Genomic DNA, 24,563 nt, shown 5'->3' on the forward strand with positions numbered 1-24,563 from the left:
CGCTCAGCGCGGATTACGGTTTGAAGTTGAAGTCACTGACTCGTTGCGCATTGTCTTTGCCGATCAGGATGCCGCGGAACATCACGCGCTCCTTGCCGGTATAGCTGCCGGATTGGAAATAGCCGTCGAGGATTTCAACGCCCTGCGCGGCGATCGCCTGCGCCTGCAACATCACGCTGGCATAGAGGCTGCCGTTGAGAATGGCGTCGCGTTCATCGTTGCTGCCGTCGATGCCCACCACGGTGACATCCTGCCGGCCGGCGGCCTTCAGCGCCGCCACTGCGCCCAGCGCCACCGGGCCGTTGCCGCAGATCACGCCTTTGATGTCCGGATGCGCCTGCAGAATGCTGTCCATGATGCGTTTCCCTTCCAGCAGATTGCCCTTGGCATCCTGACGCGCCACGCTGACCATCTCAGGATATTGGTCGATCACGTTGTGGAACGACTGCGAGCGCGTGACGCAGTTATTGTCCGCCAGGTTGCAGGTCAGCTCGGCGTATTTGCCGGTTTCTCCCATTTTTTCTACAAACTGGTTGGCGACGTCCGAGCCGGCCTGGAAGTTGTTATGGGTGATCTGCGCCAACGCTACGCCATCGACCGGGATCTCGCGGTTGATCAGTACCACCGGAATACCGGCGTTTTTCGCCTGCTGCACGGCGGCGACGCTGGCCTGGGAATCGGCGTTATCCAAAATGATGCCCTGTACTTTGCGGCCGATAACCAGGCTGATCAGCTCCCCCTGGCGCTTAACGTCTTCGCCGTGCGATAGCACCAACGTCTGGTAACCGAGCGACTTGGCCTTGCTCTCGGCCCCCTTGGCTTCCGCGGAGTAATAAGGGTTATCCAGCGAATTGACGAGAATGGCGATCGTGCCCTTTTCCGCCGCCATGGCAGAGGTGCAGGCAAAACCGGTGAGCAGGGTAAGGTAAGTGGCTATTTTTCTCATGATGGTGTTCTCTTATCGTTGTGTTGAACATCGTCTGGTGTTGGCGATCGCTGCGGTTGCCGCTTACCAAATGGTAAAACCGCCGTCGATCATCAGGTCCGCGCCGGTGATCATGTCGCTGCCGTTGCTGGCAAAAAACAGGATCGCCGCCGCAATTTCGTCGGTATAAGCAAAACGCCCCAGCGGGATCAGCTTTTTCATCGCCTCGCCCTTCTCGCCGCGCCAGGCTTTCTCTCCCATAGGCGTCAGCACCACGGTGGGCGATAACGTGTTGACGGTGATGCCGTGCGGCGCCCATTCTTTGGCCATCACCTTGGTCATGCCCAGCAGCCCCGCCTTGGCGGCGGTGTAAGCGCAGTGATCGTCAATGGCGATGGAGGCCGCCTGCGACGCGATGTTGATGATTTTCCCGCCGTGGCCGGCGGCTATCGCACGGCGCGCCAGTTCCTGCGAGCACAAAAAAGGCCCGGTGAGGTTGACCGCCAAGTGGCGCTGCCACTCCTCGAGCGTCACTTCCGTCGCCGGTTGCAGATTGACGTAGCCGGCGCAGTTGACCAGGATATCGAGCGGGCCAAAGCGCCGCTGAGCCGCATTGAAGGCGGCAGCCACCGAGTCGGAATCGGTCACGTCGCACACCTGGCAGAACACCTGTTCTTCCCCCAACTCCCGCAGCGCCGCCGCGGCCTTGTCCTGTTCAAAGGCCGGATACATCAATACCAGGCGCGCGCCCTTTTCCAGCAGCAGGCGATTGGCAGCCATCGCGATGCCGCCCAGACCGCCGGTGATCACCGCCACTTTCCCTGCCAGCGACATCCGGCTATCGACACCGTAGCGTAAATTAACGTCGTATTCGTTCCGCTCCATCGCATTCCCCCTATGGCGTTAACTGAGCATGCAACCCTGCGGCGTCGATGGCGTATTGCCGCCGCAGCGCCGCCCGGCTGCTGCTGTGGGTAAATTCATAAGCCGGCACGCCCAGCGCGGTAAACGGCCGCGGCAGCTGATGCCGCAGCAACAGCTCACCGATGATGGTGCCCAGGCCACCGCTGAGGGCGTGCTCCTCCATGGTCAGCACCCGGCGGTGCGAACGTATCAACGCCACTACCGCCGCCTCATTGAGTGGCCAGAGCGAAGGCAGCGAGACGATGGTCGGGTTATCGCCCAATTCCAGCACCTTCATCGCCTCATGCGCCACCGTCCCCAGGCAAAACACCAGGCTGTCAGAGCCTTGATGCAGTACCTCCGGCTCTCCGGGGCGGAAGTGATAGCTCGCGTTCAGCACCGGCAGCTTGTCGCTGTCCATACGGATATAGGCCGGGCCGGGTTGCGCGATGACATAACGGACAATCTCTGCCGCTTGTCGCGCATCCGCCGGCGCATAGACGCTGAGATTACCCAGCGTGCGAGCGATGGCGATATCGTTCATGCAGTGGTGCGTCGCCCCCAGCGGCCCATAGCCGAATCCGGCATTCAGGCCGAGCATTTTCACGTTGGTTTCCGTGTAGCAAACATCGTTTTTCATCTGCTCGTTAGAACGGGCGAACAGGAAAGGCGCGGCGTTGGCGGTAAAGACCGTGCGGCCGCTGAGCGCCATGCCGGCGGCCATGCCCACCATATTTTGTTCGGCGATGCCGACGTTCACCACACGCTCCGGATAAGCCTGCTCAAAGGGCGCGATTTTCGACGTGGACGTGGAGTCCGCCACCATCACGCTCAGATCTGCCCCCGCCAGCTGCTCTTCGATCAACGCCGTCACCACGGCATCGCGTAAATCCTGCATGTTCACCCCTCCAGTTCCGCCAGCGCCTGCGCCAGCTGTTGTTCGTCCGGTACCGCGTGATGCCAGGCGGCAACGTTAGCCATAAACGACACGCCGTGCCCCTTTTCGGTATTGGCCAAAATCACCCGCGGCTTGTCCTGGCTCGGGCGTTGGATCGCCGCCACCAGCGCCGCCGGATCGTGCCCGTCGCATTCCAGGGTTTCGAAACCGAAAGCGCGCCATTTTTCCGCCAGCGGTTCCAGCGGCATGATGGCCTCTGTCTTGCCCGCCAGCTGCAGCCGGTTGCGATCGACGATGGCAATCAGGTTATCCAGCTTGAATTTGCTGGCCGCCATCGCCGCCTCCCAGTTGGATCCCTCCGCCAGCTCGCCGTCGCCCAGCAGCACGAAAGCGCGGCGATGTGCGCGCCCGGCCAGTTTGTTGCCCAGCGCCAGCCCCACGGCGATCGGCAGGCCATGCCCCAAACCGCCGGAGTTGATCTCCACCAGCTCCGGCAGCTTCTGCCGCACCGGATGCCCGGCCAGTAAGGTGTCGTCGCCCATGAACTGATCGAGCACCGCCGGATCGAGCAGGCCCATCGCCGCGCAGCTGCAGTAAAAACCGCCGGCGCCGTGCCCTTTAGACAAAATGAACCGATCCTGATCGGGCCGGGCATTGCCGCGATCCATCACCGCCATATACAAGGTGCAGATGATGTCGATTTCCGACAGATCGGCGCCGGTATGGCCCTTGCCTGCCTTATGGTTCATGGTCACCACATATCGGCGCGCCTGGCGCGCCGTGTTTTTAATCGCCTGGAAGTCCATCGTCACCTCTGCTTGAGCACATTGATTATCGTTATCGCCTCTAAAACGATCCTCTAACCCGTCATTGACTTTCGAATGGAAATCATATGCAGCAAAAACGATAATTAATGTGGGCAAGATCAAATTTCAAGCAAAAGCACGCAACAGGCGGAATCACAATTCACAAAAAGCAATGAATAACAATGAAATGCGAGTATTCAAACAACTTAAAATTCGTTTTACCCGGTGACTTTCACTGATGCCATAGACTTTCGAATAAAAATCAATATGGGTTGACCGGGTTTATCCATAGCTTTATCAATAATCGCGAGCTAAAATTCAGCGCATCAATAAGGAGTTGCCGTGGCAAACCGCCCGGCGGGAACTGACAGGTGCAGGAGTCTTTCGATTGAAAAGCAAAAGCGAACAGCTGGCGGAAATGCAGCAACGGCGCGAAAAGATCCTCGACATGATCCGCGAAGACGGCTCGGCGACGGTCAAAATGCTGACCGATACCTTCAAGCTGACCGAAGCGACCATTCGCACCGACCTGCGGGTCCTGCAGCAACAAGGTTATGTGCAGCGTTTCCACGGCGGCGCAACCCTGGTCGATGGCAAGCAAAACACCCATGCCATGCTGTTGGAACGCCAGGTCAACCTGACCGCCAAGGATCGCATCGGCAAGCTCGCCGCCGGTTTTATCGAACCGGGCGACACCATCATTCTTGATTCGGGTACCACCACCACGGCTATCGCCAATCACCTGAGCCACATCAAGAAACTGTCCGTTATCACCACCGGCGTCAATATCGCGCTGCAGCTGGGCGGCGAACCGGGCGTGAACATTTTGCTGACCGGCGGCTCGTTCAAATTTCCGACGCTTTCCACTTCGGGGGACAAAGCCGCCGGCTTCTTCGAGAACGTGCTGGCCCAGAAACTGTTCCTCGCAACGGCCTGCATCTCACCCCGCCACGGCCTCAGTTTCCCAAGCGAAACCGACATCAAACTGAAAACGGCGATGATCAACGCAGCCAACACGGTGTATGTGGTTGCCGACTCCAGCAAAATCGATAAGGTGTCGATGTTCGCATTGCCCTGTGACTGGCAGCATATCGACTATTTGATCACCGACGACGGTATCAGCAATACCGCCATACAGGCCTTTGAGAAGGTGGGAGTAAAGGTGTTGGTGGCAGGCGCCTGACGGGCGCCTGCGAGAAGAATGCTTATTCCGGCTTGCGCGCCGCGATTTCCTGCTGCTCTTGCGGCGGCGGCGTCAGCGGGCCAAACCAGCGCTGCGCCAGCCAGCAGGTGACCACCACCAACAGCCAACTGATCAGCGTGGCCATCACCAGATCGCGTGGCCAGTGCATGCCCAGCAGCAAACGGCTGCCCATCACCCCCGTTGCCCACACCATCAGCAGCGCGACGGTTTTATAATGGCGGCGCGGCCACAGCAGCCCTACGCCCAACAGCGCCCAGGTGGCAGCGAACATCGTATGCCCCGACGGGAAAGCGAAACCGGTTTCAAACTGCCAGTGCTTGCGCAGCCAGTTCGGCACCAGGGTCTGATCCTGCAATTGCTCGCGCACCAGCGCGCTGCGCTCTTTGCGATGCAGCGAATAGAAGTATTTGCCGTCCACGCCGTGGTTTTGCTCCAGCCATACCACAAACGGCCGCGGTTCTTGCACCCGATCCTTGATCAGCGACTTGATCCCCTGCCCAATCACCAACGCGGCGGAAAGCAGGATCGCCAGACCGATGGCCGCCTTGAGCCGAAAGCGCAGACACCACAAAAACCAACCGCAAAGGATAGCGCTGGTCAAAATGCCCCACGGCGAGGTCACGGTTTCGGTCACCCAGTACAGCGCTTTCAGCAGCCGATCATTGCCGCCGGGCTGCCAGTGCCAGCCGGATACCCAGACCGCCAGCGGCATCAACAGCAGCAGCAGCGCGCCGCCCGCCGTGCGTTTTGCTATCTCATACATTCCCGTTTTCCTCTGCGTGAATCAGACTGCAGTGTAACAAGAGTGTAATCTTGATAACACGCGAAAAATTAAACAGATAGGCAACCTATCGCAATAATAGGTAGCCGGAAAACGCCATCTGCTGGTTTGCTGAGCACCGCCCGGCAAGAAGTTGTGGCAAAATAGCCGATAATTAACGAAATAGAGATCGGCGCAGCACGTTTTAGTCTTGGTCAATTTACCGAACCGGACTTAGGATGCGCGACAATGATTGAATCGTAGGTTTTTGTGGAGAGTGACATGCAGCTTAAACGGGTGGCAGAGGCTAAACTGCCGACACCTTGGGGCGATTTCCTGATGGTAGGATTCGAAGAACTGGCGACCGGGCATGACCATCTGGCGCTGGTATTCGGTGATATTTCCGGCGAAGCGCCGGTGCTCGCGCGCGTGCATTCCGAATGTCTTACCGGCGATGCCCTGTTCAGCCTGCGCTGCGACTGCGGTTTTCAGCTGGAAGCCGCGCTGGAGCAAATCGCCGAAGAAGGCCGCGGCATTCTGCTTTATCATCGCCAGGAGGGCCGCAATATCGGCCTGTTGAACAAGATCCGCGCCTATGCCCTGCAGGATAAGGGCGCAGACACCGTGGAAGCCAACCACCAGCTCGGCTTCGCCGCCGACGAGCGCGACTTCACCCTGTGCGCCGACATGTTCAAACTGCTGGGCGTCGATGCGGTGCGCTTGCTGACCAACAACCCGAAAAAGGTCGAGATCCTGACCGAAGCCGGCATCAACATCAGCGAGCGCGTGCCGCTGATCGTCGGCCGCAACCCGAAGAACGAACACTATCTGGCGACCAAGGCCGCCAAAATGGGCCATTTGCTCGACCAGAAGTGATCGCCGCCGCGGCGGAAACAATCAGGGCGCCTTGCGGCGCCCTTTTTATTACTTAATTACAGCATTTTCCTGATCACATAATGCAGGATGCCGTCGTTTTCGTAGTAGGTCAGCTCATTGCCGGTATCGATGCGGCAACGGGTGTCGATCACTTCCTTGCGCCCGTCGGCATAGGTGATGTGCACCGGCACCGTCTGGCCCGGCTGCAGCAGCTGCAGGCCGCCGACGCTGATCTGCTCATCCCCGGTCAGCCCCAGGGTTTTGCGCGTCACCCCTTGCGGGAACTCCAGCGGCAAAATCCCCATGCCGATCAGGTTGGAGCGGTGAATGCGCTCGAAGGATTCGGCGATCACCACCCGCACGCCCAGCAGGCGCGGCCCCTTCGCCGCCCAGTCGCGGCTGGATCCGGAACCGTATTCTTTACCGGCGATCACCGCCAGCGGCACCTTTTCCTGCTGATACTGCATGGCGGCGTCGTAGATAGACAGCTGCTGCTGCGACGGGATATGGCGGGTATAGCCCCCTTCCACGCCCGGTACCATTTCGTTGCGAATGCGGATATTGGCGAAGGTGCCGCGCATCATCACTTCGTGGTTGCCGCGGCGCGAGCCGTAAGAGTTGAAATCCTGCGGCGCCACGCCGTGCTCGCTCAGGTAACGCCCCGCCGGGCTGTCGCGCTTGATGTTGCCCGCCGGCGAGATGTGGTCGGTGGTCACCGAGTCGGCCAGAATCGCCAGAATGCGCGCGTCTTTGATGTCCTGCACCGGATCCGGCGTCACTTTCATGGTGCTGAAGAACGGCGGATGGCGGATATAGGTAGAATCCTCCTGCCACTGATAGGTCGCCGAGCCGGTCACCTGGATCGCCTGCCAGTTAGCGTCGCCGTCGAACACTTCGCCATATTCCTTGTGGAACATCTCGGTGCGCACTTCTTCCACCGCCTGAGCGATGTCCTGGCTGCTCGGCCAGATGTCCTTCAAATAGACCGGTTGACCGTCGTTGCCCTCGCCCAGCGGCTCTTTGGTCAGGTCAATCTTCATGCTGCCCGCCAGCGCATAAGCCACCACCAGCGGCGGCGAGGCCAGCCAGTTGGTTTTCACCAGCGGGTGGATGCGCCCTTCGAAGTTGCGGTTGCCCGACAGCACCGCGCCCACGGTCAGATCGCCCTCTTTTATCGCCTGCTCGATCGGATCCGGCAGCGGGCCGGAGTTACCGATGCAGGTGGTACAGCCATAGCCCACCAGATTGAACCCCAGCTCTTCCAGATAGGCGGTAAGTTTGGCGCTGTCGAAGTAGTCGGTCACCACTTTGGATCCCGGCGCCAGCGAGGTTTTTACCCAGGGCTTGCTGCGCAGCCCTTTCTTGACGGCATTTTTCGCCAGCAGGCCGGCCGCCATCATCACGCTCGGGTTGGAGGTGTTGGTGCAGGAGGTGATCGCCGCGATCACCACCGCGCCGTCGCGCAGTTCGTGCTGTTGCCCGTCCAGCGTAAAGGTTTTGCCGTCGGCTTTGGCCTTTTGACCGCCGATATCCAGCTCGGTGGCGGCCTTGAACGCCTGCGGCACATTTGGCAGCGCAACGCGATCCTGCGGGCGTTTCGGCCCAGCGAGGCTGGCTTCCACCGTCGACATGTCCAGCGCCAGCGAGCTGGTGAAGACCGGTTCATCACCAGGGTTGCGCCACATGCCCTGCGCCTTGGCGTAAGCTTCCACCAGCGCGATTTGTTCTGCGCTGCGGCCGCTGAGCTTCATATAGCCGAGCGTAACGTCATCCACCGGGAAGAAGCCGCAGGTGGCGCCAAATTCCGGCGACATGTTGGCGATGGTTGCCCGGTCCGCCAGCGGCAGATCGGCCAGGCCATCACCGTAAAACTCGACGAACTTGCCGACAACGCCATGCTTGCGCAGCATTTGGGTGACGGTCAGCACCAGGTCAGTGGCGGTAATGCCCTCGCGCAGCTTGCCGGTCAGCTTGAAGCCGACCACGTCGGGGATCAACATCGACACCGGCTGGCCCAGCATCGCCGCTTCCGCTTCGATGCCGCCGACGCCCCAGCCGAGGATGCCGAGGCCGTTGATCATGGTGGTGTGGGAGTCGGTGCCCACCAGCGTATCGGGATAAGCCACGCGGCGGCCGCTTTCGTCGCTGTGCCAGACCGTTTGGCCAAGGTATTCAAGGTTGACCTGGTGACAGATGCCGGTGCCCGGCGGCACCACGCGGAAGCGGTTGAAGGCTTTCTGCCCCCAGCGCAGGAAGGTGTAGCGCTCGTGGTTGCGCTGCATTTCGATACGCACGTTGTCTTCAAAGGCGTTGTCATCGCCAAATTCATCGACGGTGACCGAGTGGTCAATCACCAGATCCACCGGCGACAGCGGGTTCACCTGATCGACGTTGCCCCCCAACCGCAGCACCGCTTCGCGCATCGCGGCCAGATCCACCACCGCCGGAACGCCGGTAAAATCCTGCATCAGCACGCGCGCCGGGCGGTAGGCTATCTCACGGTCGGCATGGCCGGTTTGCAGCCAGGCGACGATGGCCTTGAGGTCGTCAACCTGCACGGTATCGCCATCCACATGGCGCAGCAGGTTCTCCAACAGCACTTTCATTGATTTCGGCAACCGGTCGATATCACCCAGCTGCTTCGCCGCCAGCGGCAGACTGTAATAGTAATATTCGCTATTCAGCGCAACCAGCTTATCCATACTTGTTTCACGAAGATCGGACGACATAGCTCCTCCATTTCTTATTGTGATAAAACAGGGTAATCACTGAGGTCTTGTTTAAAGATACCACAAAGATAAGTTAACGTTTTGATAACAACACGATTTGATCACAACGATAGGTGGGAACAATCAGCGCAAAGGAAGTCCGAACGCCGCCAAGGGGTTAGGCTGCGCGCCAACGAAAACGCTGCAACGAGGCGGCGCTTTGGCGAGGAAGACCTCGCGGCTTTAGCGGGGGTTAGCTACGCCTTAGCAGCGCATCCCGAAGGATATGAAAGTCAGATACCTGATAGAGAGTGTTCCTGGAGGACGGCGACTTTTCAGGATGATCAACAAGCAAGGTGCGGATTTCCGGGCTAAAAAAACCCGGTTTGGCAGGCGCCTCTCCGGGTTTGATTTGATATCGTCAACGATTACTTAATCGGCAGCTTGATGTCCTTGAACATCGCCTCGATCTCTTCGTTGGAACGTAGCGCCACCGCGCTGTCGACCACGTCACGCGTCAGGTGCGGCGCGAATCGCTGAATGAAGTCGTACATGTAGCTGCGCAGGAAGGTGCTGCGGCGGAAGCCGATTTTAGTGGTGCTGTAGGTGAAGATATCACTTGCATCCACCGTCACCAGATCCGGATCCTGCACCGGATCCACCGCCATGCTGGCGATCACCCCCACCCCCAATCCCAGACGCACATAGGTTTTGATCACGTCGGCGTCGGTGGCGGTAAAGACGATGCGCGGCGTCAGGCCGGCGCGGTTGAAAGCGGTATCCAGCTCCGAACGCCCGGTAAAGCCGAAGGTGTAAGTGACGATCGGGTAAGCCGCCAGCTCTTCAATGCTGATGCTGCTTTTGCCCGCCAAAGGATGATCGGGCTTCACCACCACCGCGCGGTTCCAGTGGTAGCACGGCAGCATGATGAGATCGTCGTACAGGTGCAGCGCTTCGGTGGCGATGGCGAAATCGGCGGTGCCTTTGGAGACCGCTTCGGCGATCTGCGTCGGCGAGCCCTGGTGCATGTGCAGCGAGACGCGCGGGTAACGCTCGATAAAGCCCTTGATGACGTTGGGCAAGGCGTAGCGAGCCTGGGTATGCGTGGTGGCGACGTACAGCGAGCCTTTGTCCGGGTAAGTATGTTCACCGGCGACAGCTTTGATGGCATCCACCTTGGACAGCACTTCACGCGCGATGCGAATGATTTCCTGGCCGGCCGGGGTGACCTGGGTCAGGTGTTTGCCGCTGCGGGCGAAGATCTGGATGCCCAGCTCATCTTCAAGCATGCGCACCTGCTTACTGATGCCGGGTTGCGAGGTATAGAGCCCTTCTGCCGTCGAGGAGACATTCAGGTTGTGGTTAACCACTTCCACAATGTAACGAAGCTGCTGCAATTTCATATCTTATACCATCCTAGGTTAAACACTGCGGCTTACCCGCAGCCAGGTATATCGGTGTCGCCCCGGTATGCTGAAACTCACAAGCCATAAACACCGTGTTTTACCCTGATGGTGAAGAAAACGCCGTTGTTAATAAGCTTTAATAATAAAAAAAATTTTTATATAACCACTATACCACGTTGCAGCTTCAAGTATAGATCCGCGTCACACTATGATAACGATTATTTTGCATTGGTATCAACGTGAAACGGCGGTGACGGAGGGGTAAAAACAGCAAAGGATAGATCCGTTTCCCCCTTTTCACCAATAAAAAACCAGCCGCCAGGGCTGGTTTTTCATCTTGCGGGCGGGACATTGGCCTTACTTCTTGCCTTCGACCCACTTGCCGTCCACGTAGAACGCGGACCAACCGGTCGCCTTGCCGTCTTTTTCAGAAGAGACGTACTGCTGTTTGGTTTTGCGGCTGAAACGCACCAGCGTTTTATTGCCTTCGGCGTCCGCTACCGGCGCATCGGCCAGATAGCGCAGCTTCTCCGGCAGGCGATCCTTGAAGCGAGCCAGCTCTTCCACCAGCGGCGCGCGGGTCTCGCGCGATTTAGGGAAGGTGTTGGCCGCCAGGAACACGCCGGCAGCGCCGTCACGCAGCACGAAATAGGCGTCGGACTTCTCGCACGGTAGCTCCGGCAACGGCACCGGATCTTCCTTCGGCGGCGCGACGTCGCCGTTACGCAGGATCTTGCGGGTGTTTTTGCAGTTCTCGTTGGTGCAGCCCATGTACTTGCCGAAACGCCCCATTTTCAGGTGCATTTCCGAGCCGCACTTGTCGCACTCCACCACCGGGCCGTCGTAGCCTTTCAGACGGAACTCGCCCTCTTCGATCTCGTAACCGTCGCACGCCGGGTTGTTACCGCAGACGTGCAGCTTGCGCTGGTTGTCGATCAGATAGCTGTCCATCGCCGTACCGCATTTCTTGCAGCGGCGGCGGGCGCGCAGCGCGTTGGTTTCCGCCTCGTCGCCTTCGAGGATGTTGAGCACTTCCGCTTCCGGCACCAGGTTGATGGTGGTTTTGCAGCGCTCCTTCGGCGGCAGCGCGTAGCCGGAACAGCCGAGGAACACGCCGGTGCTGGCAGTACGGATGCCCATCTTGCGGCCGCAGGTCGGGCAGTCGATGCTGGTCATCACCATCTGGTTAGGCCGCATGCCGCCTTCTTCCGGATCCTTCTCCGCCGTTTCCAGCTGCTCGCTGAAGTCGACGAAGAACTCGTCCAGCACCGCTTTCCACTCGGCCTGGTTGTTGGCGACCTCATCGAGGCCATCTTCCATGCGCGCGGTGAAGTCATAGTTCATCAGCTCGCGGAAGTTTTCTTCCAGGCGATCGGTGACGATCTCGCCCATTTTCTCGGCATAGAAGCGGCGGCTTTCCACCCGCACATAACCGCGATCCTGAATGGTCGAGATGATGGAGGCGTAGGTGGACGGGCGGCCGATGCCGCGTTTTTCCAGCTCTTTCACCAGCGAGGCTTCGCTGTAGCGCGCCGGCGGCTTGGTGAAGTGCTGGCTTGGGATCAGTTTCTGCAGATCCAGTTCGCTGCCGATTTCGACGTATGGCAGGGTGCGATCTTCATCGCCCTTGCGCAGCGCCGGCATGACCTTGGTCCAGCCGTCAAAGCGCAGCGTACGGCCCTTGGCGCGCAGCTGATAATCGCCGGCCTTCACCGTCAGCGTGGTGGAATCGTATTGCGCCGGCGTCATCTGGCAGGCAACGAACTGGCGCCAGATCAGCTGATACAGCTTCTGCGCGTCCGCTTCCATGTCCTTCAACTGCTCGGCGAGCACGTTCACGTCCGAAGGACGGATCGCTTCGTGCGCTTCCTGCGAATTCTCTTTGCTGCTGTACTGATTCGGCGCCTTCGGCAGGTATTTGTCGCCGAAGTTGTCGCCGATGTAGCCACGCACCATGTTGAGCGCATCCTGGCTCAGGTTGGTGGAATCGGTACGCATATAGGTGATGTGGCCGGCTTCATACAGCCGTTGCGCCATCATCATGGTTTTTTTCACGCCGAAGCTCAGGCGGGTACTGGCGGCCTGCTGCAGCGTGGAGGTAATGAAAGGCGCGCCCGGTTTGCTGCTGGTCGGTTTGTCTTCGCGATCCAGCACCGTGTAGCGGGCTTTTTCCAGCAGCTTGACCGCGGCGTGAGTCTGCTCGCGGTTGACCGGTTTGAACGGCTTGTCGTGCGCGTGGGTCACTTCCATCTGCAGCGCGGTTTCACCCTTCGCCAGCAGATCGGCATGCAGCTCCCAGTACTCTTCCGGCACGAAGGCCTTGATGTCGCGCTCGCGCTCAACCACCAGGCGCACCGCCACCGACTGCACGCGGCCGGCGGACAGGCCGCGGGCGATTTTCTTCCACAGCAGCGGCGAGACCATATAGCCCACCACGCGGTCCATAAACCGGCGCGCCTGCTGCGCGTTGACGCGGTCAATGTTCAGCTCGCCCGGCTGTTTGAACGCCTGCTGGATCGCGTTTTTGGTGATTTCGTTAAACACCACGCGGCTAAAGCGTTTGTCATCCCCACCGATCACTTCCCGCAGGTGCCAGGCGATGGCTTCCCCTTCGCGGTCAAGGTCGGTTGCGAGATAAATGTGGTCGGCGTTTTCCGCCAGCGATTTTAACTCGGCGACCACTTTTTCTTTACCCGGCAGGATTTCATAATGCGCTTTCCAGCCGTGATAAGGGTCGACGCCCATGCGATTTACCAGCGCCGCCTTCTCATCTTTTTTAACTTTTTTCTTGGCTTTGTCTTCGGTTGAGTCAGCGCTCTTTTTGCTGGCTGAGCCACTGGTCGGCAAATCACGGATATGACCGACGCTGGACTTCACCACGTAGTCACTTCCTAAATATTTATTAATAGTTTTGGCTTTTGCCGGGGACTCAACTATTACGAGAGCTTTACCCATATTTACCTTTACCTAATTTATTTCTTCTAAAAAGAAGTCTTTTATCTCGCCGTGCCGCGGCCATTCGTGTCTCTTTTTTTATATTGCGGCAGTCTGGCAAGAGATCAACAGATTTTTTCCTTTTGGTTGCCCAACCGCTCAACCTGAACGCAAGTTGTTGATCCTGCCTGCTATTCACCCATGCCCCAGAAGTATGGCTGTGTGAGTTTTATTCATGGCGTAAACAAAACCTTCCACCCGACGCCGCAAAATCCCACACTGTACCTGATAAAAAGCGTCACGCAACCTAATTAGCACGGAAAGGCCGATTTCGCCAACCGGCGGCCGCGCATGGCCATCCAGACGGCAAATAAACCTTAGTCGGTTTGCGGATAAAAGCGAACCGGCGTTAGAATATGCGCAGAGTTTTTAGTTTGGAGTCTAATAAATGCGCACAAATACTGCCCCTATCGGCCGCGAGGCCCTGCTGGCGGAAGCAAATAACATCATCCGCCAACACGAAGATTATCTGCACGGCATGATCGCCACCGACGTTGAACAAAAAAACGGCGTTTTAGTTTTCCGCGGCGAATACTTTTTGGATGCCGACGGATTGCCCACCGCCAAAACCACCGCGGTATTTAATATGTTTAAACATTTGGCCCATCTGCTTTCGGAAAAATACCACCTGGTCGATTGAGAAAAGAAAACGGGGGCGCCCGGCCCCCGCTGATTCACGCTATCGCCGCCGTTACAGCAGCGGCTTTTCCCCACGCTGCCACCAGCGTAACAGCAAGCGATCGACGCTTTCCGCCGCGCTGCCGGTAAAGCGATCCATCAGGCGTTTGCGGCGCGAATAGCGCACGGCGATCACTTCGTGGTTATCCAGCTCGGCGATCAGCAAGTCATCGCTGGTGCCGATAGCGTCAATCAGGCCCTTCTCTTTCGCCTGTGAACCGAACCAGTGCTCACCGGTGGCGACGCTGTCGATGTCGAGCGACGGGCGCTGCTCATGCACGAAGCGTTTGAACAGCTCGTGGGTTTCGTTCAGATCTTCGCGGAACTTCTCGCGCCCCTGCTCGGTGTTTTCACCGAACAGCGTCAGCGTGCGTTTGAACTGCCCGGCGGTGTGCAGCTCCACGTCGATGTCGTTCTTCTTCAGCAGGCGGTGGAAGTTCGGGATCTGCGCCACCACGCCGATCGAGCCGATGATGGCGAACGGCGCCGCCACGATGCGATCCGCGACGCAGGCCATCATGTAGCCGCCGCTGGCCGCCACTTTATCCACCGCTACCGTCAGGCGAATGCCGCCTTTACGCAGGCGCTCCAGCTGCGAGGCCGCCAGGCCGTAGCCGTGTACCACTCCGCCAGGGCTTTCCAGCCGCAGCAGGACTTCATCCTGCGCCGACGCCACCGCCAACACCGCCGAGATCTCTTCGCGCAGCGAGGTCACCTCGTGCGCGTCCATGCTACCCTTGAAATCCAGCACATACAGGCACGGCTTGGCCACCTCGACCGCGCCGGACTTGGCGCGCTGCTTTTTCAGCTTGTCGTCGGCCTTGGTCTGTTTCTTGAACTGTTTCAGCCAAACCTTTTGCTCGGCGGCATCCATGCGCGCCAGGCGCATGTCACGCTGCATCTCGCGATACTGTTCACCGAGATCGGTCAGCTGCAGCTCCCCTTTCTGGCGGCTCTTGCGTTGCCCCAGACTGACAGCCAGTATGGCCAACGCGGCGATGGCGAGCACCACCGTGGCAACCTTGGCCAGAAACAGGCCATAAACAGATATAAACTCCACAGATTCCGCCTTTATTTACAGGTTGTTAGTATGATTCTTCCCATTTTAGCCAACCGCAGCGGCTGCTGTCGCGGCTAAATGAAAATTCATTGCGCACGGAGCATCACTATGGGGACGATTTGCGGCCGAACCAAGCCGTCGCCGCCGCGCTTTTGTTACAAAAGAATGCCATTTCAGCCTGCTACGCATTGAAAATGCCGGCGGATTAAGGCATATAACACCCATTATTCATCAATATGATGAGACGCATTCGCTGCGCGGCCCGCAGACGGTCGAGCCTTCGCTCCCGCCCCGGCCGCGCGTTTCACTCTTGCTCCCCGATATCTGCGGGAGAACGGCCACCCAGGCGAGGATTTATCGTGCATTACCAACCCAAACAAGATCTGCTCGAACAACGTATCATTCTGGTCACCGGCGCCGGCGACGGCATAGGCCGCGAAGCGGCGCTGACCTACGCGCGCTTCGGTGCCCGGCTGGTGCTGCTGGGGCGCACCGAAAGCAAGCTGCTGGCGGTACAACAAGAGATCGCGGCCCAGGGCGGCGCCCCGGCGTTGGTGGTGACGCTGGACTTGCTGCACGCCACGCCGGAGCAATGCCGGCAGATAGCCGACGATCTGGCGCGCCAGATCCCCCGCCTTGACGGCGTGCTGCACAACGCCGGCCTGCTCGGCGACATCGCGCCGATGGCCGACCTGTCGATGACCATGTGGCAAGAGGTGATGCAGGTTAACGTCAACGCCACCTTTATGCTGACTCAGGCGCTGCTGCCGCTGCTGCTGAAATCCCACGCCGGTTCGCTGGTGTTCACCAGTTCCAGCGTCGGGCGCACCGGCCGCGCAGACTGGGGCGCCTATGCGGTGTCGAAGTTCGCCACCGAGGGCATGATGCAGGTGTTGGCCGACGAGTATAAAAACCGCAATTTGCGGGTGAACTGCATCAATCCGGGCGGCACCCGCACCAAAATGCGCGCATCTGCCTTCCCGCACGAAGACAAGAACAAGCTGAAAACCCCGGCCGATATCATGCCGCTGTATCTGTATCTGATGGGCGAAGACAGCCGCCGCAAAACCGGCATGAGCTTCGACGCCCAGCCGAACCGTAAACCCGGCGCGGCCGAATAAGGAGCGTTTTCATGGCGGAAGATCGTCATCAACAGCGCCAGCAGCGCCTGAAAGAACAGGTCGATGCGCGCATCGCCGCGGCGCAGGACACGCGCGGCCTGCTGCTGGTGTTTACCGGCAACGGCAAGGGTAAGACCACCGCCGCCTTCGGCACCGTCACCCGGGCGGTCGGCCACGGCATGCGCGCCGGGGTGATCCAGTTCATCAAGGGCGAATGGCCCAATGGCGAAAAGAATCTGCTGCAGCAACACGGCGTTGAATTTCAGGTGATGGCCACCGGCTTCACCTGGGAGACGCAGAACAAAGCCGGCGATACCGCCGCCTGCCAGGCGGTGTGGCAACACGGCAAACGCATGCTGGCCGACAGCAGCCTGGATCTGGTGCTGCTGGACGAAGTGACCTACATGCTGACCTACGGCTATCTGGAACTGGAAGAGCTGAAGGCCGCGTTGCTGGAGCGCCCTGCGCACCAAACGGTGATCCTGACCGGGCGCGGTTGCCATCGCGATCTGCTGGAACTGGCGGATACGGTCACGGAGATGCGGCCGGTGAAGCACGCGTTTGATGCGGGCGTGAAGGCGCAACAGGGGATCGATTGGTAACAAAAGTTCTGGCCCCGAACGGGGCCAGAATGAGAGATTAGACGCGTTTGCTCGGCTTGCCCGGTTTACCCGGCTTGCTGCCTGGCGCACTGCGGCGGCCGCTGCCGGCCACCTGCGAATGGCGCTTGACCGCGCGGCGGATCTGGTTGGCCTTCACGCGGCGGCGCTCACGCTCCACCGGCATCTTGCTGACCGTTTCCGGCTTCAATTCCACCAGCTCGCGCAGGTAGTTGATCGCCGGCAGATCCAGCTCTGCCCAGCCGCCGCGCGGCAGGCCTTTCGGCAGATCGATGTCGCCATAGCGCACGCGGATCAGGCGGCTCACCTGCACGCCCACCGCTTCCCACAGGCGACGCACTTCACGGTTGCGGCCTTCGGTCAGGGTCACGTTGTACCACTGGTTGAGGCCTTCACCGCCCTGGAAGCTGATGGTGCGGAAGGCGGCCGGGCCGTCCTCCAGCTGCACGCCCTTGCTCAGCTGCTTCACTTTCGCATCGTCGACCTGGCCGAACACGCGTACCGCGTACTCGCGCTCCACTTCACGGCTCGGGTGCATCAGACGGTTGGCCAGCTCGCCATCGGTGGTGAACAGCAGCAGACCGGAGGTGTTGACGTCCAGGCGCCCTACCGCCACCCAGCGCGAACCGCGCAGCTTAGGCAAACGATCGAACACCGTCGGGCGGCCTTCAGGATCGCTGCGGGTACACAGCTCGCCTTCCGGTTTGTAGTAGGCCAGCACCCGGCAGACCACGTCTTCAGACTCTTTGATCGACAGGACATGACCGTCCAGGCGAATTTTCATCGCCGGCGTCACTTCAACGCGATCGCCCAGCTTGGCGACCTTGCCGTCGACGCTGACGCGCCCGGCTTCAATCATGGTTTCGATTTCACGACGCGAGCCATGCCCGGCGCGCGCTAAAACTTTCTGTAACTTTTCGCTCATTGAGCAACCTCTAATGTCGCCTTCACAGGCGTCGGGGGGATAACCGCCGCGGCCAACCGCCACAACGGTAACAATACATTTATCAGGATCGAACCGCGCATTATACAGGCTTTCTAAGGTGTTGAAACCCACTTTATCGGCGGTGGCCCCCTTCAGACGGCGTTCACGGCGCCAAAAAATCCTCCACCGCCCACAGCACCGCGTCGGGCCGTTCCAGAATGCCGAGGTGAGTGCGAGCCTCCCCCAAACGCACCACGGAGAAAAACGGCTGCTCGGCGGCAAATGCCTGCTGGCGCCGCAGATAGTCGTCGCGGCGATCCAGCGAGTAGATGTGGCGGCAAGGCGGCGGCGCGCTCATTCCCGCCAGACGTTGCAGCGGCGAGCCGAATTGCCGGTAGGCCTGTTCGATGGCCACGCCGGCGGCACGCCAGAGCCTGTAATCTTCTTGTGCCATCTCGACCTCCAGATGGCGTTTGACCCGTTCGTGGCGGATGCCGCCCTGCCAGAAGGCGAACAAGGCATCGCGCGCCGCCAGCCACTGCTGCGGCTGCTGCATGCGGCTCACCGCCGTAAAGAACGCCGGTTCCGGCTGCGTCATGATCCAATCGAGAAACACTATGCCCCGCACCCGCTGCGGCAACGCTTCGGCCAACGCCACCGCCAGCCAGCTGGCGTGCGCCACCGACAGAGTCACCACGTTATCCAAACGCAGCGCCGTCAGTAGCTGACGCACATCTTCCAGCAAATCGTCCGCCGCGAGCGACATCTCCGCCGTTTTTGACGACAGGCCGTGGCCGCGCCAGTCGATGCTGATAACCCGATAACGTTCTGCCGCCAGGGCGATGAAGGGATCGAACACGGTTTTCGGCTCGCACCAGCCGGGCAGCAGCACCAGCGTGAGCGGCCCTGAGCCGATATCCTGATAATCGAGAGCGATGTTGGCGCTGTGAAATGTGGTCATATAACCTCCTGCGCGTCTCTCCCCGACCCGTTCGGGGGATGCCGACGATGCTAAGGTGACAGCGCCGCGGAGATTGATCTATTGAAGTTCGTGCGGAAAGTATGAGAGCGCACCTTATGAAAAAATGCGCACTAAATGGAATGCAAATTTAATGGCGCACGCAGGGATAGGCGGCGCTTAACGCCAGCATGATCACCGAAGGCGCAGAGTAATGCAACTGCTCGGGATGCTCGTTCAAATAGCGCATCACCGCATCGGCGGCCGTGCCGATACTCATCCCGGCTTCCGGGCAAATATTGCGGTTGCCCTGCATCGAATAAGTATCGAATACGCCGGCGACGTATCCCATAAACATGCCGCCGTTAAGCGCTTCGGCCACGGTGGCCTCACCGTTTTTATTTTTTACGTAACCGCCGGATTCCGCCAGCAAGGAACTGCCCGAATAAAAACCCGCATTTGCCATCGAGGAAAATAATAAGGCCGCTAAAAAAGAAACCCGTTTAATCATTGGTGCGCATCCTGCCCATTATCAATTCTGAAGTAGCAAGAATAGCTGCTTTCACCCGAAATAGCGTCGCTTCAGCCGATTTTCAGACAATGGGCAAGTCGGCGACGGTTTACATCAGCGGAAAGGCGCCGCGTCGCCCGCCCCTTCACGCACCACTTCCGGCGAGGATTCGGTCAGATCGATAACCGTAGTCGGCTGTTGACCGAGGAAACCGCCGTGGATCACCAGATCGACCACCTTGCCCAGGTGATCGCTGATCTCTTCCGGATCCGATTCGGCAAAATCATTGCCCGGCAGCATCAGGGTGGTGGACATCATTGGTTCGTTCAGCGCCTCCAGCAGCGCCAGCGCGATCGGGTTCGACGGCACGCGCAGGCCGATGGTTTTACGCTTTTCATTCATCAGGCGGCGCGGCACTTCCTTGGTCGCTTTCAGAATGAAGGTGTAGTTACCCGGCGTATTGTTTTTGATCAGGCGAAACGCCGTATTATCGACGTGCGCATAGGTCGACAACTCGGACAAATCGCGGCACATCAGGGTAAAGTTGTGGTTGCCGTCCAACTGACGGATGCGGCAAATGCGCTCCATCGCCGCCTTCTCTTCCAGCATGCAACCCAGCGCATAGCCGGAATCGGTGGGATAAACGATCACCCCGCCCTTGCGCAACACCTCGACCGCCTGGTTAATCAAACGCGGCTGCGGGTTGTCCGGGTGAATATAAAAAAGCTGACTCATGACTTGCTCCTAAAATGATGCCCGCGCGCGTTGCCACGCGCGTAAAATCAGACCGCCTCGCCAGGCTGCGGCCAATCGCGCCACACCGGCTCGACGCCGCCAGGCAGCCACAGTTTGCGGCCCAGTTCGATCCACGAACAAGGCTGATGAAAATCAGAGCCTTGCGAGGCCAACAGCCGGTAGTCCTGGGCGTATTTCGCCAATTGCGAGCGCTCATGCGGCGCCTGCTGACACTGCGCCACTTCCATGGCGTCGCCGCCGTGTTCGGCGAAATGCGCCAGCAAACGTTTCAACCACTTCGCGGTCAGATCGTAACGGCCGGGATGCGCCATCACCGCCTGGCCGCCCGATTGATGAATCGCATCAATGGCTTGTTCTATTGTACACCACTGCGGCGGCACGTAGCCGGTTTTGCCCTTGGCCAGGTATTTCTTGAACACCTGCGCCATGTTGTCCGCCACGCCAATCTCCACCAGATAACGGGCGAAATGGCCGCGGGTCACCGCGCCGTCGCCCGCCAGCCGCTGGGCGCCGGCATAGGCGTCGGGAATGCGCGCCTTACCCAGACGCACGCCGATCTCCTGCGCACGCCGATTGCGCCGTTCGGTTTGTTCCGCCAACAGCGCCACCAGCGCCGGGTGCGCGACGTCCATGCCCAATCCAACGATATGGATCTCATGATTTTCCCACAGCGTCGAGATTTCCACCCCGTTGACCAGCCGCAGTGGTAACGCCTGCTCCGCAATGGCGGCGGCGGCCACGGCCAGGCCTGCGGTGGTGTCGTGATCGGTGATCGCCAGCACGCCCACGCGCATCTCGACCGCCCGCTGCACCAGCTGCGTCGGCGTCAGGTAGCCATCGGAGGCGGTTGTGTGGCTGTGGAGGTCGTACAGAGTAAAGGCGGTGGATGGGGGGTTACTGTCTGTCAAAACGGCTATCCGGCAATGGCTTGGTTTTCTATCATACCCGCGATCGGCGGCCGGACGGAAATCTATTCTGCCCCGGCCGCGGACGCCAGGCGGAATAATGATGAATAGAATTCACGCTGACCGCTAAAACATTGTGCAAAAAGAGGGTTGACTTTGCCCTCTCGAACCAGTTAACTAGTACACAAGTTCACGGCAACGGCCGTGTCGGATGAGCGTTAACAGAGAGAGTCAGCAAATGAACAACTACATTTCTCTTCACGGTTGGTGGCGTACCTCCCTCTTGCGGGCGGTGTAATCGCGCATAGCTGTCATCTGACAATGCAGATTTCCTGAGCCCGCACCTGATGCGGGCTTTTTTATGGACAGAATTCACTGGAACCACCGATGATGAACATCAAACCACAACTGACATTGCTGAAGGCGCAAGCCAGCTACCGGGGCGATCCCACCACCATTTTCCACCAGCTGTGCGGCGCCCGTCCGGCCACCCTGCTGCTGGAATCGGCGGAAATCAACAGCAAACAGAATCTGCAGAGCCTGCTGGTGATTGACAGCGCGCTGCGTATTACCGCACTGGGACACACCGTCAGCGTGCAGGCGCTGACCGCCAACGGCGCGGCGCTGCTGCCGCTGCTGGACGAAGCGCTGCCGCCCGAGGTGCGCAATCAGGCGCGCCCCAACGGCCGCGAGCTGAGCTTCCCGGCGATCGACGCGGTGCAGGACGAAGACGCCCGCCTGCGTTCACTGTCGGTGTTCGACGCGCTGCGCACGCTGCTGACCCTGGTGGACTCCCCGGCGGACGAGCGCGAAGCCGTGATGCTGGGCGGCCTGTTCGCCTACGATTTGGTCGCCGGTTTCGAAGACCTGCCGGCGCTGCGCCAGGATCAGCGCTGCCCGGACTTCTGCTTCTATCTGGCGGAAACCCTGCTGGTGCTGGATCACCAACGCGGTACGGCCCGTCTGCAAGCCAGCGTCTTCAGTGAGCAGGCGAGTGAAGCGCAGCGTTTGCAGCAACGCCTGGAACAGCTGCAGGCCGAATTGCAACAAACCCCGCAGCCGATCCCGCACCAAACGCTGGAAAACATGCAGCTGAGCTGTAACCAGAGCGACGAAGAGTACGGCGCGGTGGTCAGCGGGCTGCAGGAAGCGATCCGCCAGGGCGAGATTTTCCAGGTGGTGCCGTCGCGCCGCTTCTCCCTGCCGTGCCCGGCGCCGCTGGCGGCCTACCAGACCTTGAAAGACAACAACCCCAGCCCGTACATGTTCTTCATGCAGGATGATGACTTCACCCTGTTCGGCGCTTCGCCGGAGAGCGCGCTGAAATACGACGCGAGCAATCGGCAAATCGAAATCTACCCGATCGCCGGCACCCGCCCGCGCGGCCGGAGTAAGGACGGTTCGCTGGATCTGGATCTCGACAGCCGCATCGAGCTGGAAATGCGCACCGACCACAAAGAGCTGGCCGAGCACCTGATGCTGGTCGATCTGGCGCGCAACGATCTGGCGCGCATCTGCCAGGCCGGCAGCCGCTACGTCGCCGACCTGACCAAGGTGGACCGCTATTCGTTCGTCATGCACCTGGTTTCCCGGGTAGTGGGCACCCTGCGCGCCGATCTCGACGTGCTGCACGCCTACCAGGCCTGCATGAACATGGGCACCCTGAGCGGCGCGCCGAAAGTGCGGGCGATGCAGTTGATCGCCGCCTCCGAAGGCACACGCCGCGGCAGCTACGGCGGCGCGGTAGGCTACTTCACCGCCACCGGCGATCTGGATACCTGCATAGTCATTCGTTCCGCCTACGTTGAAGACGGCATCGCCACCGTGCAGGCCGGCGCCGGCGTGGTGCTGGATTCCATCCCGCAGGCGGAAGCCGACGAGACCCGCAACAAAGCCCGTGCCGTGCTGCGTGCCATCGCCACTGCGCACCATGCCAAGGAGGTGTTCTGATGGCCGATATTCTGCTGCTCGACAACGTCGATTCCTTTACCTACAACCTGGTCGATCAGCTGCGCGCCAGCGGCCACCAGGTGGTGATTTACCGTAACCAGATCGCCGCCGAGGTGATCATCGAACGCCTGGAGCACATGACCCAGCCGGTGCTGATGCTGTCGCCCGGCCCCGGCACCCCGTCCGAAGCGGGCTGCATGCCGGAACTGCTGCAGCGCCTGCGCGGCCGGCTGCCGATCATCGGCATCTGCCTCGGCCACCAGGCGATCGTCGAAGCCTACGGCGGCCAGGTCGGCCAGGCGGGCGAGATCCTGCACGGCAAGGCCTCGGCGATCGTTCACGACGGCGAAGGCATGTTCACCGGCATGGCCAACCCGCTGCCGGTAGCGCGCTACCACTCGCTGGTCGGCAGCAATATCCCGGTCGATCTCACCGTCAACGCCCGGTTCGGCGAGATGGTGATGGCGGTGCGCGACGATCATCGCCGCGTGTGCGGCTTCCAGTTCCACCCGGAATCGATTCTGACCACCCACGGCGCGCGCCTGCTTGAGCAGACCCTGGCCTGGGCGCTGGCGAAGTAATATAAGGAACACGACGATGCAACCTATTCTTGAGAAACTGTACCGCGCCGAGTCGATGAGCCAGCAGGAAAGCCAACAGCTGTTCAGCGCCATCGTGCGCGGCGAATTGGAGCCGAGCCAACTGGCGGCGGCGTTGATCAGCATGAAAGTCCGCGGCGAGCGCCCGGAAGAGATCGCCGGCGCCGCCAAAGCGCTGCTGGACGACGCTCAGCCGTTCCCGCGCCCTGACTACCCGTTCGCCGATATCGTCGGCACCGGCGGCGACGGCACCAACAGCATCAATATTTCCACCGCCAGCGCCTTCGTGGCGGCGGCGTGCGGCGCGAAGATCGCCAAACACGGCAACCGCAGCGTCTCCAGCCGTTCCGGCTCTTCGGATCTGCTGGCGGCGTTCGGCATCCGCCTGGATCTGCCGGCGGAAGAAGCGCGCAAGGCACTGGACGATCTCGGCGTGTGTTTCCTGTTCGCGCCGCAGTACCACACCGGTTTTCGTCACGCCATGCCGGTACGCCAGCAGCTGAAAACCCGCACGCTGTTCAACGTGCTGGGCCCGCTGATCAACCCGGCGCGTCCGCCGCTGGCGCTGATCGGCGTTTACAGCCCGGAACTGGTACTGCCGATCGCCGAAACCCTGCGCGTGCTGGGCTATCAGCGTGCGGCGGTGGTTCACGGCGGCGGCATGGACGAGGTGGCGATCCACGCCCCGACGCACGTGGCGGAATTGAACAACGGCGAAATCAGCAGCTACCAGCTCACGCCGCAGTCCTTCGGATTGGAAACCTATCCGCTGGAAGCCTTGCTGGGCGGCACGCCGGAAGAAAACCGTGACATTTTGGCGCGGCTGTTACAAGGTAAAGGCGAGCCGGCGCACGCCGCGGCGGTCGCGGCCAACGTCGCGTTGCTTCTGAAGTTATTCGGACATGAAGACCTGCGCCAAAATGCGCGGCAGGCACTGGATATGATCAACAGCGGGCAGGCCTATGAGCGTGTCATCGCACTGGCGGCAAGAGGATAAATG

The 24,563-nt window shown here is 60.0% G+C and carries 20 protein-coding genes, 1 pseudogene and 1 other annotated feature; of the genes and pseudogenes, 7 read left to right on the plus strand and 14 right to left on the minus strand.

Annotated features, from left to right (window positions below):
- Positions 1 to 13 precede the first annotated feature (13 nt).
- From ACJ8IM_RS00095 to ACJ8IM_RS00110, 4 genes are all read right to left on the minus strand, one after another.
- The gene (locus ACJ8IM_RS00095; protein WP_043147551.1) at positions 14 to 946 is read right to left on the minus strand and encodes a D-ribose ABC transporter substrate-binding protein; all 933 of its coding nucleotides are present in this window, start codon (positions 944 to 946) and stop codon (positions 14 to 16) included.
- A 63-nt stretch (positions 947 to 1,009) separates the two neighbouring features.
- Positions 1,010 to 1,810 (minus strand): GolD/DthD family dehydrogenase, encoded by an 801-nt coding sequence (locus ACJ8IM_RS00100; RefSeq protein WP_101455573.1) that lies wholly within the window; start codon positions 1,808 to 1,810, stop codon positions 1,010 to 1,012.
- 10 nt (positions 1,811 to 1,820) lie between these two features.
- Positions 1,821 to 2,726 (minus strand): transketolase family protein, encoded by a 906-nt coding sequence (locus tag ACJ8IM_RS00105; protein ID WP_060418851.1) that lies wholly within the window; start codon positions 2,724 to 2,726, stop codon positions 1,821 to 1,823.
- Positions 2,727 to 2,728: 2 nt separating this feature from the next.
- On the minus strand, positions 2,729 to 3,532 hold the full coding sequence (locus ACJ8IM_RS00110; RefSeq protein ID WP_033634732.1) for a transketolase: 804 nt from the start codon (positions 3,530 to 3,532) through the stop codon (positions 2,729 to 2,731).
- Positions 3,533 to 3,920: 388 nt separating this feature from the next.
- On the opposite strand from ACJ8IM_RS00110, the gene ACJ8IM_RS00115 reads away from it, so the two are divergent.
- The gene (locus ACJ8IM_RS00115) at positions 3,921 to 4,715 is read left to right on the plus strand and encodes a DeoR/GlpR family DNA-binding transcription regulator (protein ID WP_033647568.1); all 795 of its coding nucleotides are present in this window, start codon (positions 3,921 to 3,923) and stop codon (positions 4,713 to 4,715) included.
- 22 nt (positions 4,716 to 4,737) lie between these two features.
- On the opposite strand, the gene pgpB is transcribed toward ACJ8IM_RS00115, so the two are convergent.
- Positions 4,738 to 5,499, minus strand: coding sequence for a phosphatidylglycerophosphatase B (gene pgpB, locus ACJ8IM_RS00120; protein WP_033634735.1), 762 nt, complete (start codon positions 5,497 to 5,499; stop codon positions 4,738 to 4,740).
- 279 nt (positions 5,500 to 5,778) lie between these two features.
- On the opposite strand from pgpB, the gene ribA reads away from it, so the two are divergent.
- On the plus strand, positions 5,779 to 6,372 hold the full coding sequence (ribA, locus tag ACJ8IM_RS00125; RefSeq protein ID WP_019452695.1) for a GTP cyclohydrolase II: 594 nt from the start codon (positions 5,779 to 5,781) through the stop codon (positions 6,370 to 6,372).
- A gap of 56 nt (positions 6,373 to 6,428) precedes the next feature.
- Here ribA and acnA read toward each other — a convergent pair whose 3' ends face one another.
- The 3 genes from acnA to topA all read right to left on the minus strand — a co-directional run bounded on the left by acnA (position 6,429) and on the right by topA (position 13,441).
- A complete protein-coding gene (gene acnA / locus ACJ8IM_RS00130) occupies positions 6,429 to 9,101 on the minus strand; it encodes an aconitate hydratase AcnA (RefSeq protein WP_101455574.1) in 2,673 nt (890 codons plus the stop codon).
- A 407-nt stretch (positions 9,102 to 9,508) separates the two neighbouring features.
- Positions 9,509 to 10,483 carry an HTH-type transcriptional regulator CysB gene (gene cysB / locus ACJ8IM_RS00135; protein WP_033634747.1) on the minus strand — a complete coding sequence of 325 codons (975 nt, stop codon included), beginning with the start codon at positions 10,481 to 10,483 and terminating at the stop codon, positions 9,509 to 9,511.
- 360 nt (positions 10,484 to 10,843) lie between these two features.
- The gene (topA, locus tag ACJ8IM_RS00140) at positions 10,844 to 13,441 is read right to left on the minus strand and encodes a type I DNA topoisomerase (RefSeq protein WP_033647571.1); all 2,598 of its coding nucleotides are present in this window, start codon (positions 13,439 to 13,441) and stop codon (positions 10,844 to 10,846) included.
- 427 nt (positions 13,442 to 13,868) lie between these two features.
- On the opposite strand from topA, the gene ACJ8IM_RS00145 reads away from it, so the two are divergent.
- Entirely contained in the window at positions 13,869 to 14,120 is a 252-nt protein-coding gene (locus tag ACJ8IM_RS00145; RefSeq protein WP_033634749.1) for a YciN family protein, read from the plus strand.
- A 51-nt stretch (positions 14,121 to 14,171) separates the two neighbouring features.
- Here ACJ8IM_RS00145 and sohB read toward each other — a convergent pair whose 3' ends face one another.
- A complete protein-coding gene (sohB, locus tag ACJ8IM_RS00150; protein ID WP_033634750.1) occupies positions 14,172 to 15,218 on the minus strand; it encodes a protease SohB in 1,047 nt (348 codons plus the stop codon).
- Between the two features lie 359 nt (positions 15,219 to 15,577).
- Between sohB and ACJ8IM_RS00155 the strand changes: the two genes are divergently transcribed.
- Positions 15,578 to 16,339 (plus strand): YciK family oxidoreductase, encoded by a 762-nt coding sequence (locus ACJ8IM_RS00155; protein WP_033634751.1) that lies wholly within the window; start codon positions 15,578 to 15,580, stop codon positions 16,337 to 16,339.
- Between the two features lie 11 nt (positions 16,340 to 16,350).
- The gene (cobO, locus tag ACJ8IM_RS00160) at positions 16,351 to 16,941 is read left to right on the plus strand and encodes a cob(I)yrinic acid a,c-diamide adenosyltransferase (RefSeq protein WP_033647573.1); all 591 of its coding nucleotides are present in this window, start codon (positions 16,351 to 16,353) and stop codon (positions 16,939 to 16,941) included.
- 37 nt (positions 16,942 to 16,978) lie between these two features.
- Here the strand turns inward: cobO and rluB are convergent, their stop codons facing one another.
- The 5 genes from rluB to rnm all read right to left on the minus strand — a co-directional run bounded on the left by rluB (position 16,979) and on the right by rnm (position 21,017).
- Positions 16,979 to 17,884 carry a 23S rRNA pseudouridine(2605) synthase RluB gene (gene rluB, locus ACJ8IM_RS00165; protein WP_033653010.1) on the minus strand — a complete coding sequence of 302 codons (906 nt, stop codon included), beginning with the start codon at positions 17,882 to 17,884 and terminating at the stop codon, positions 16,979 to 16,981.
- A 163-nt stretch (positions 17,885 to 18,047) separates the two neighbouring features.
- Positions 18,048 to 18,845 carry an alpha/beta fold hydrolase gene (locus ACJ8IM_RS00170; RefSeq protein ID WP_033653009.1) on the minus strand — a complete coding sequence of 266 codons (798 nt, stop codon included), beginning with the start codon at positions 18,843 to 18,845 and terminating at the stop codon, positions 18,048 to 18,050.
- Positions 18,846 to 18,993: 148 nt separating this feature from the next.
- Positions 18,994 to 19,353: a Rap1a/Tai family immunity protein gene (locus tag ACJ8IM_RS00175; RefSeq protein WP_033634755.1), complete on the minus strand. Its 360-nt coding sequence runs from the start codon at positions 19,351 to 19,353 to the stop codon at positions 18,994 to 18,996.
- Positions 19,354 to 19,467: 114 nt separating this feature from the next.
- A complete protein-coding gene (locus ACJ8IM_RS00180) occupies positions 19,468 to 20,088 on the minus strand; it encodes an L-threonylcarbamoyladenylate synthase (RefSeq protein ID WP_033643268.1) in 621 nt (206 codons plus the stop codon).
- A gap of 47 nt (positions 20,089 to 20,135) precedes the next feature.
- A complete protein-coding gene (gene rnm, locus ACJ8IM_RS00185) occupies positions 20,136 to 21,017 on the minus strand; it encodes an RNase RNM (RefSeq protein WP_033653008.1) in 882 nt (293 codons plus the stop codon).
- A gap of 256 nt (positions 21,018 to 21,273) precedes the next feature.
- Positions 21,274 to 21,377: a sequence feature (Trp leader region), on the plus strand.
- A 24-nt stretch (positions 21,378 to 21,401) separates the two neighbouring features.
- Here rnm and ACJ8IM_RS00190 point away from each other — a divergent pair.
- Both ACJ8IM_RS00190 and trpD read left to right on the plus strand, forming a co-directional pair.
- The gene (locus tag ACJ8IM_RS00190; RefSeq protein ID WP_033653007.1) at positions 21,402 to 22,964 is read left to right on the plus strand and encodes an anthranilate synthase component 1; all 1,563 of its coding nucleotides are present in this window, start codon (positions 21,402 to 21,404) and stop codon (positions 22,962 to 22,964) included.
- A pseudogene (gene trpD, locus ACJ8IM_RS00195) lies at positions 22,964 to 24,560 on the plus strand (bifunctional anthranilate synthase glutamate amidotransferase component TrpG/anthranilate phosphoribosyltransferase TrpD). Before ACJ8IM_RS00190 ends, trpD begins: the two are co-directional and overlap by 1 nt.
- Positions 24,561 to 24,563 lie beyond the last annotated feature (3 nt).

Source organism: Serratia sp. CY33525 (genome assembly GCF_052169115.1).
GTDB classification, from domain to species: domain Bacteria; phylum Pseudomonadota; class Gammaproteobacteria; order Enterobacterales; family Enterobacteriaceae; genus Serratia; species Serratia sarumanii.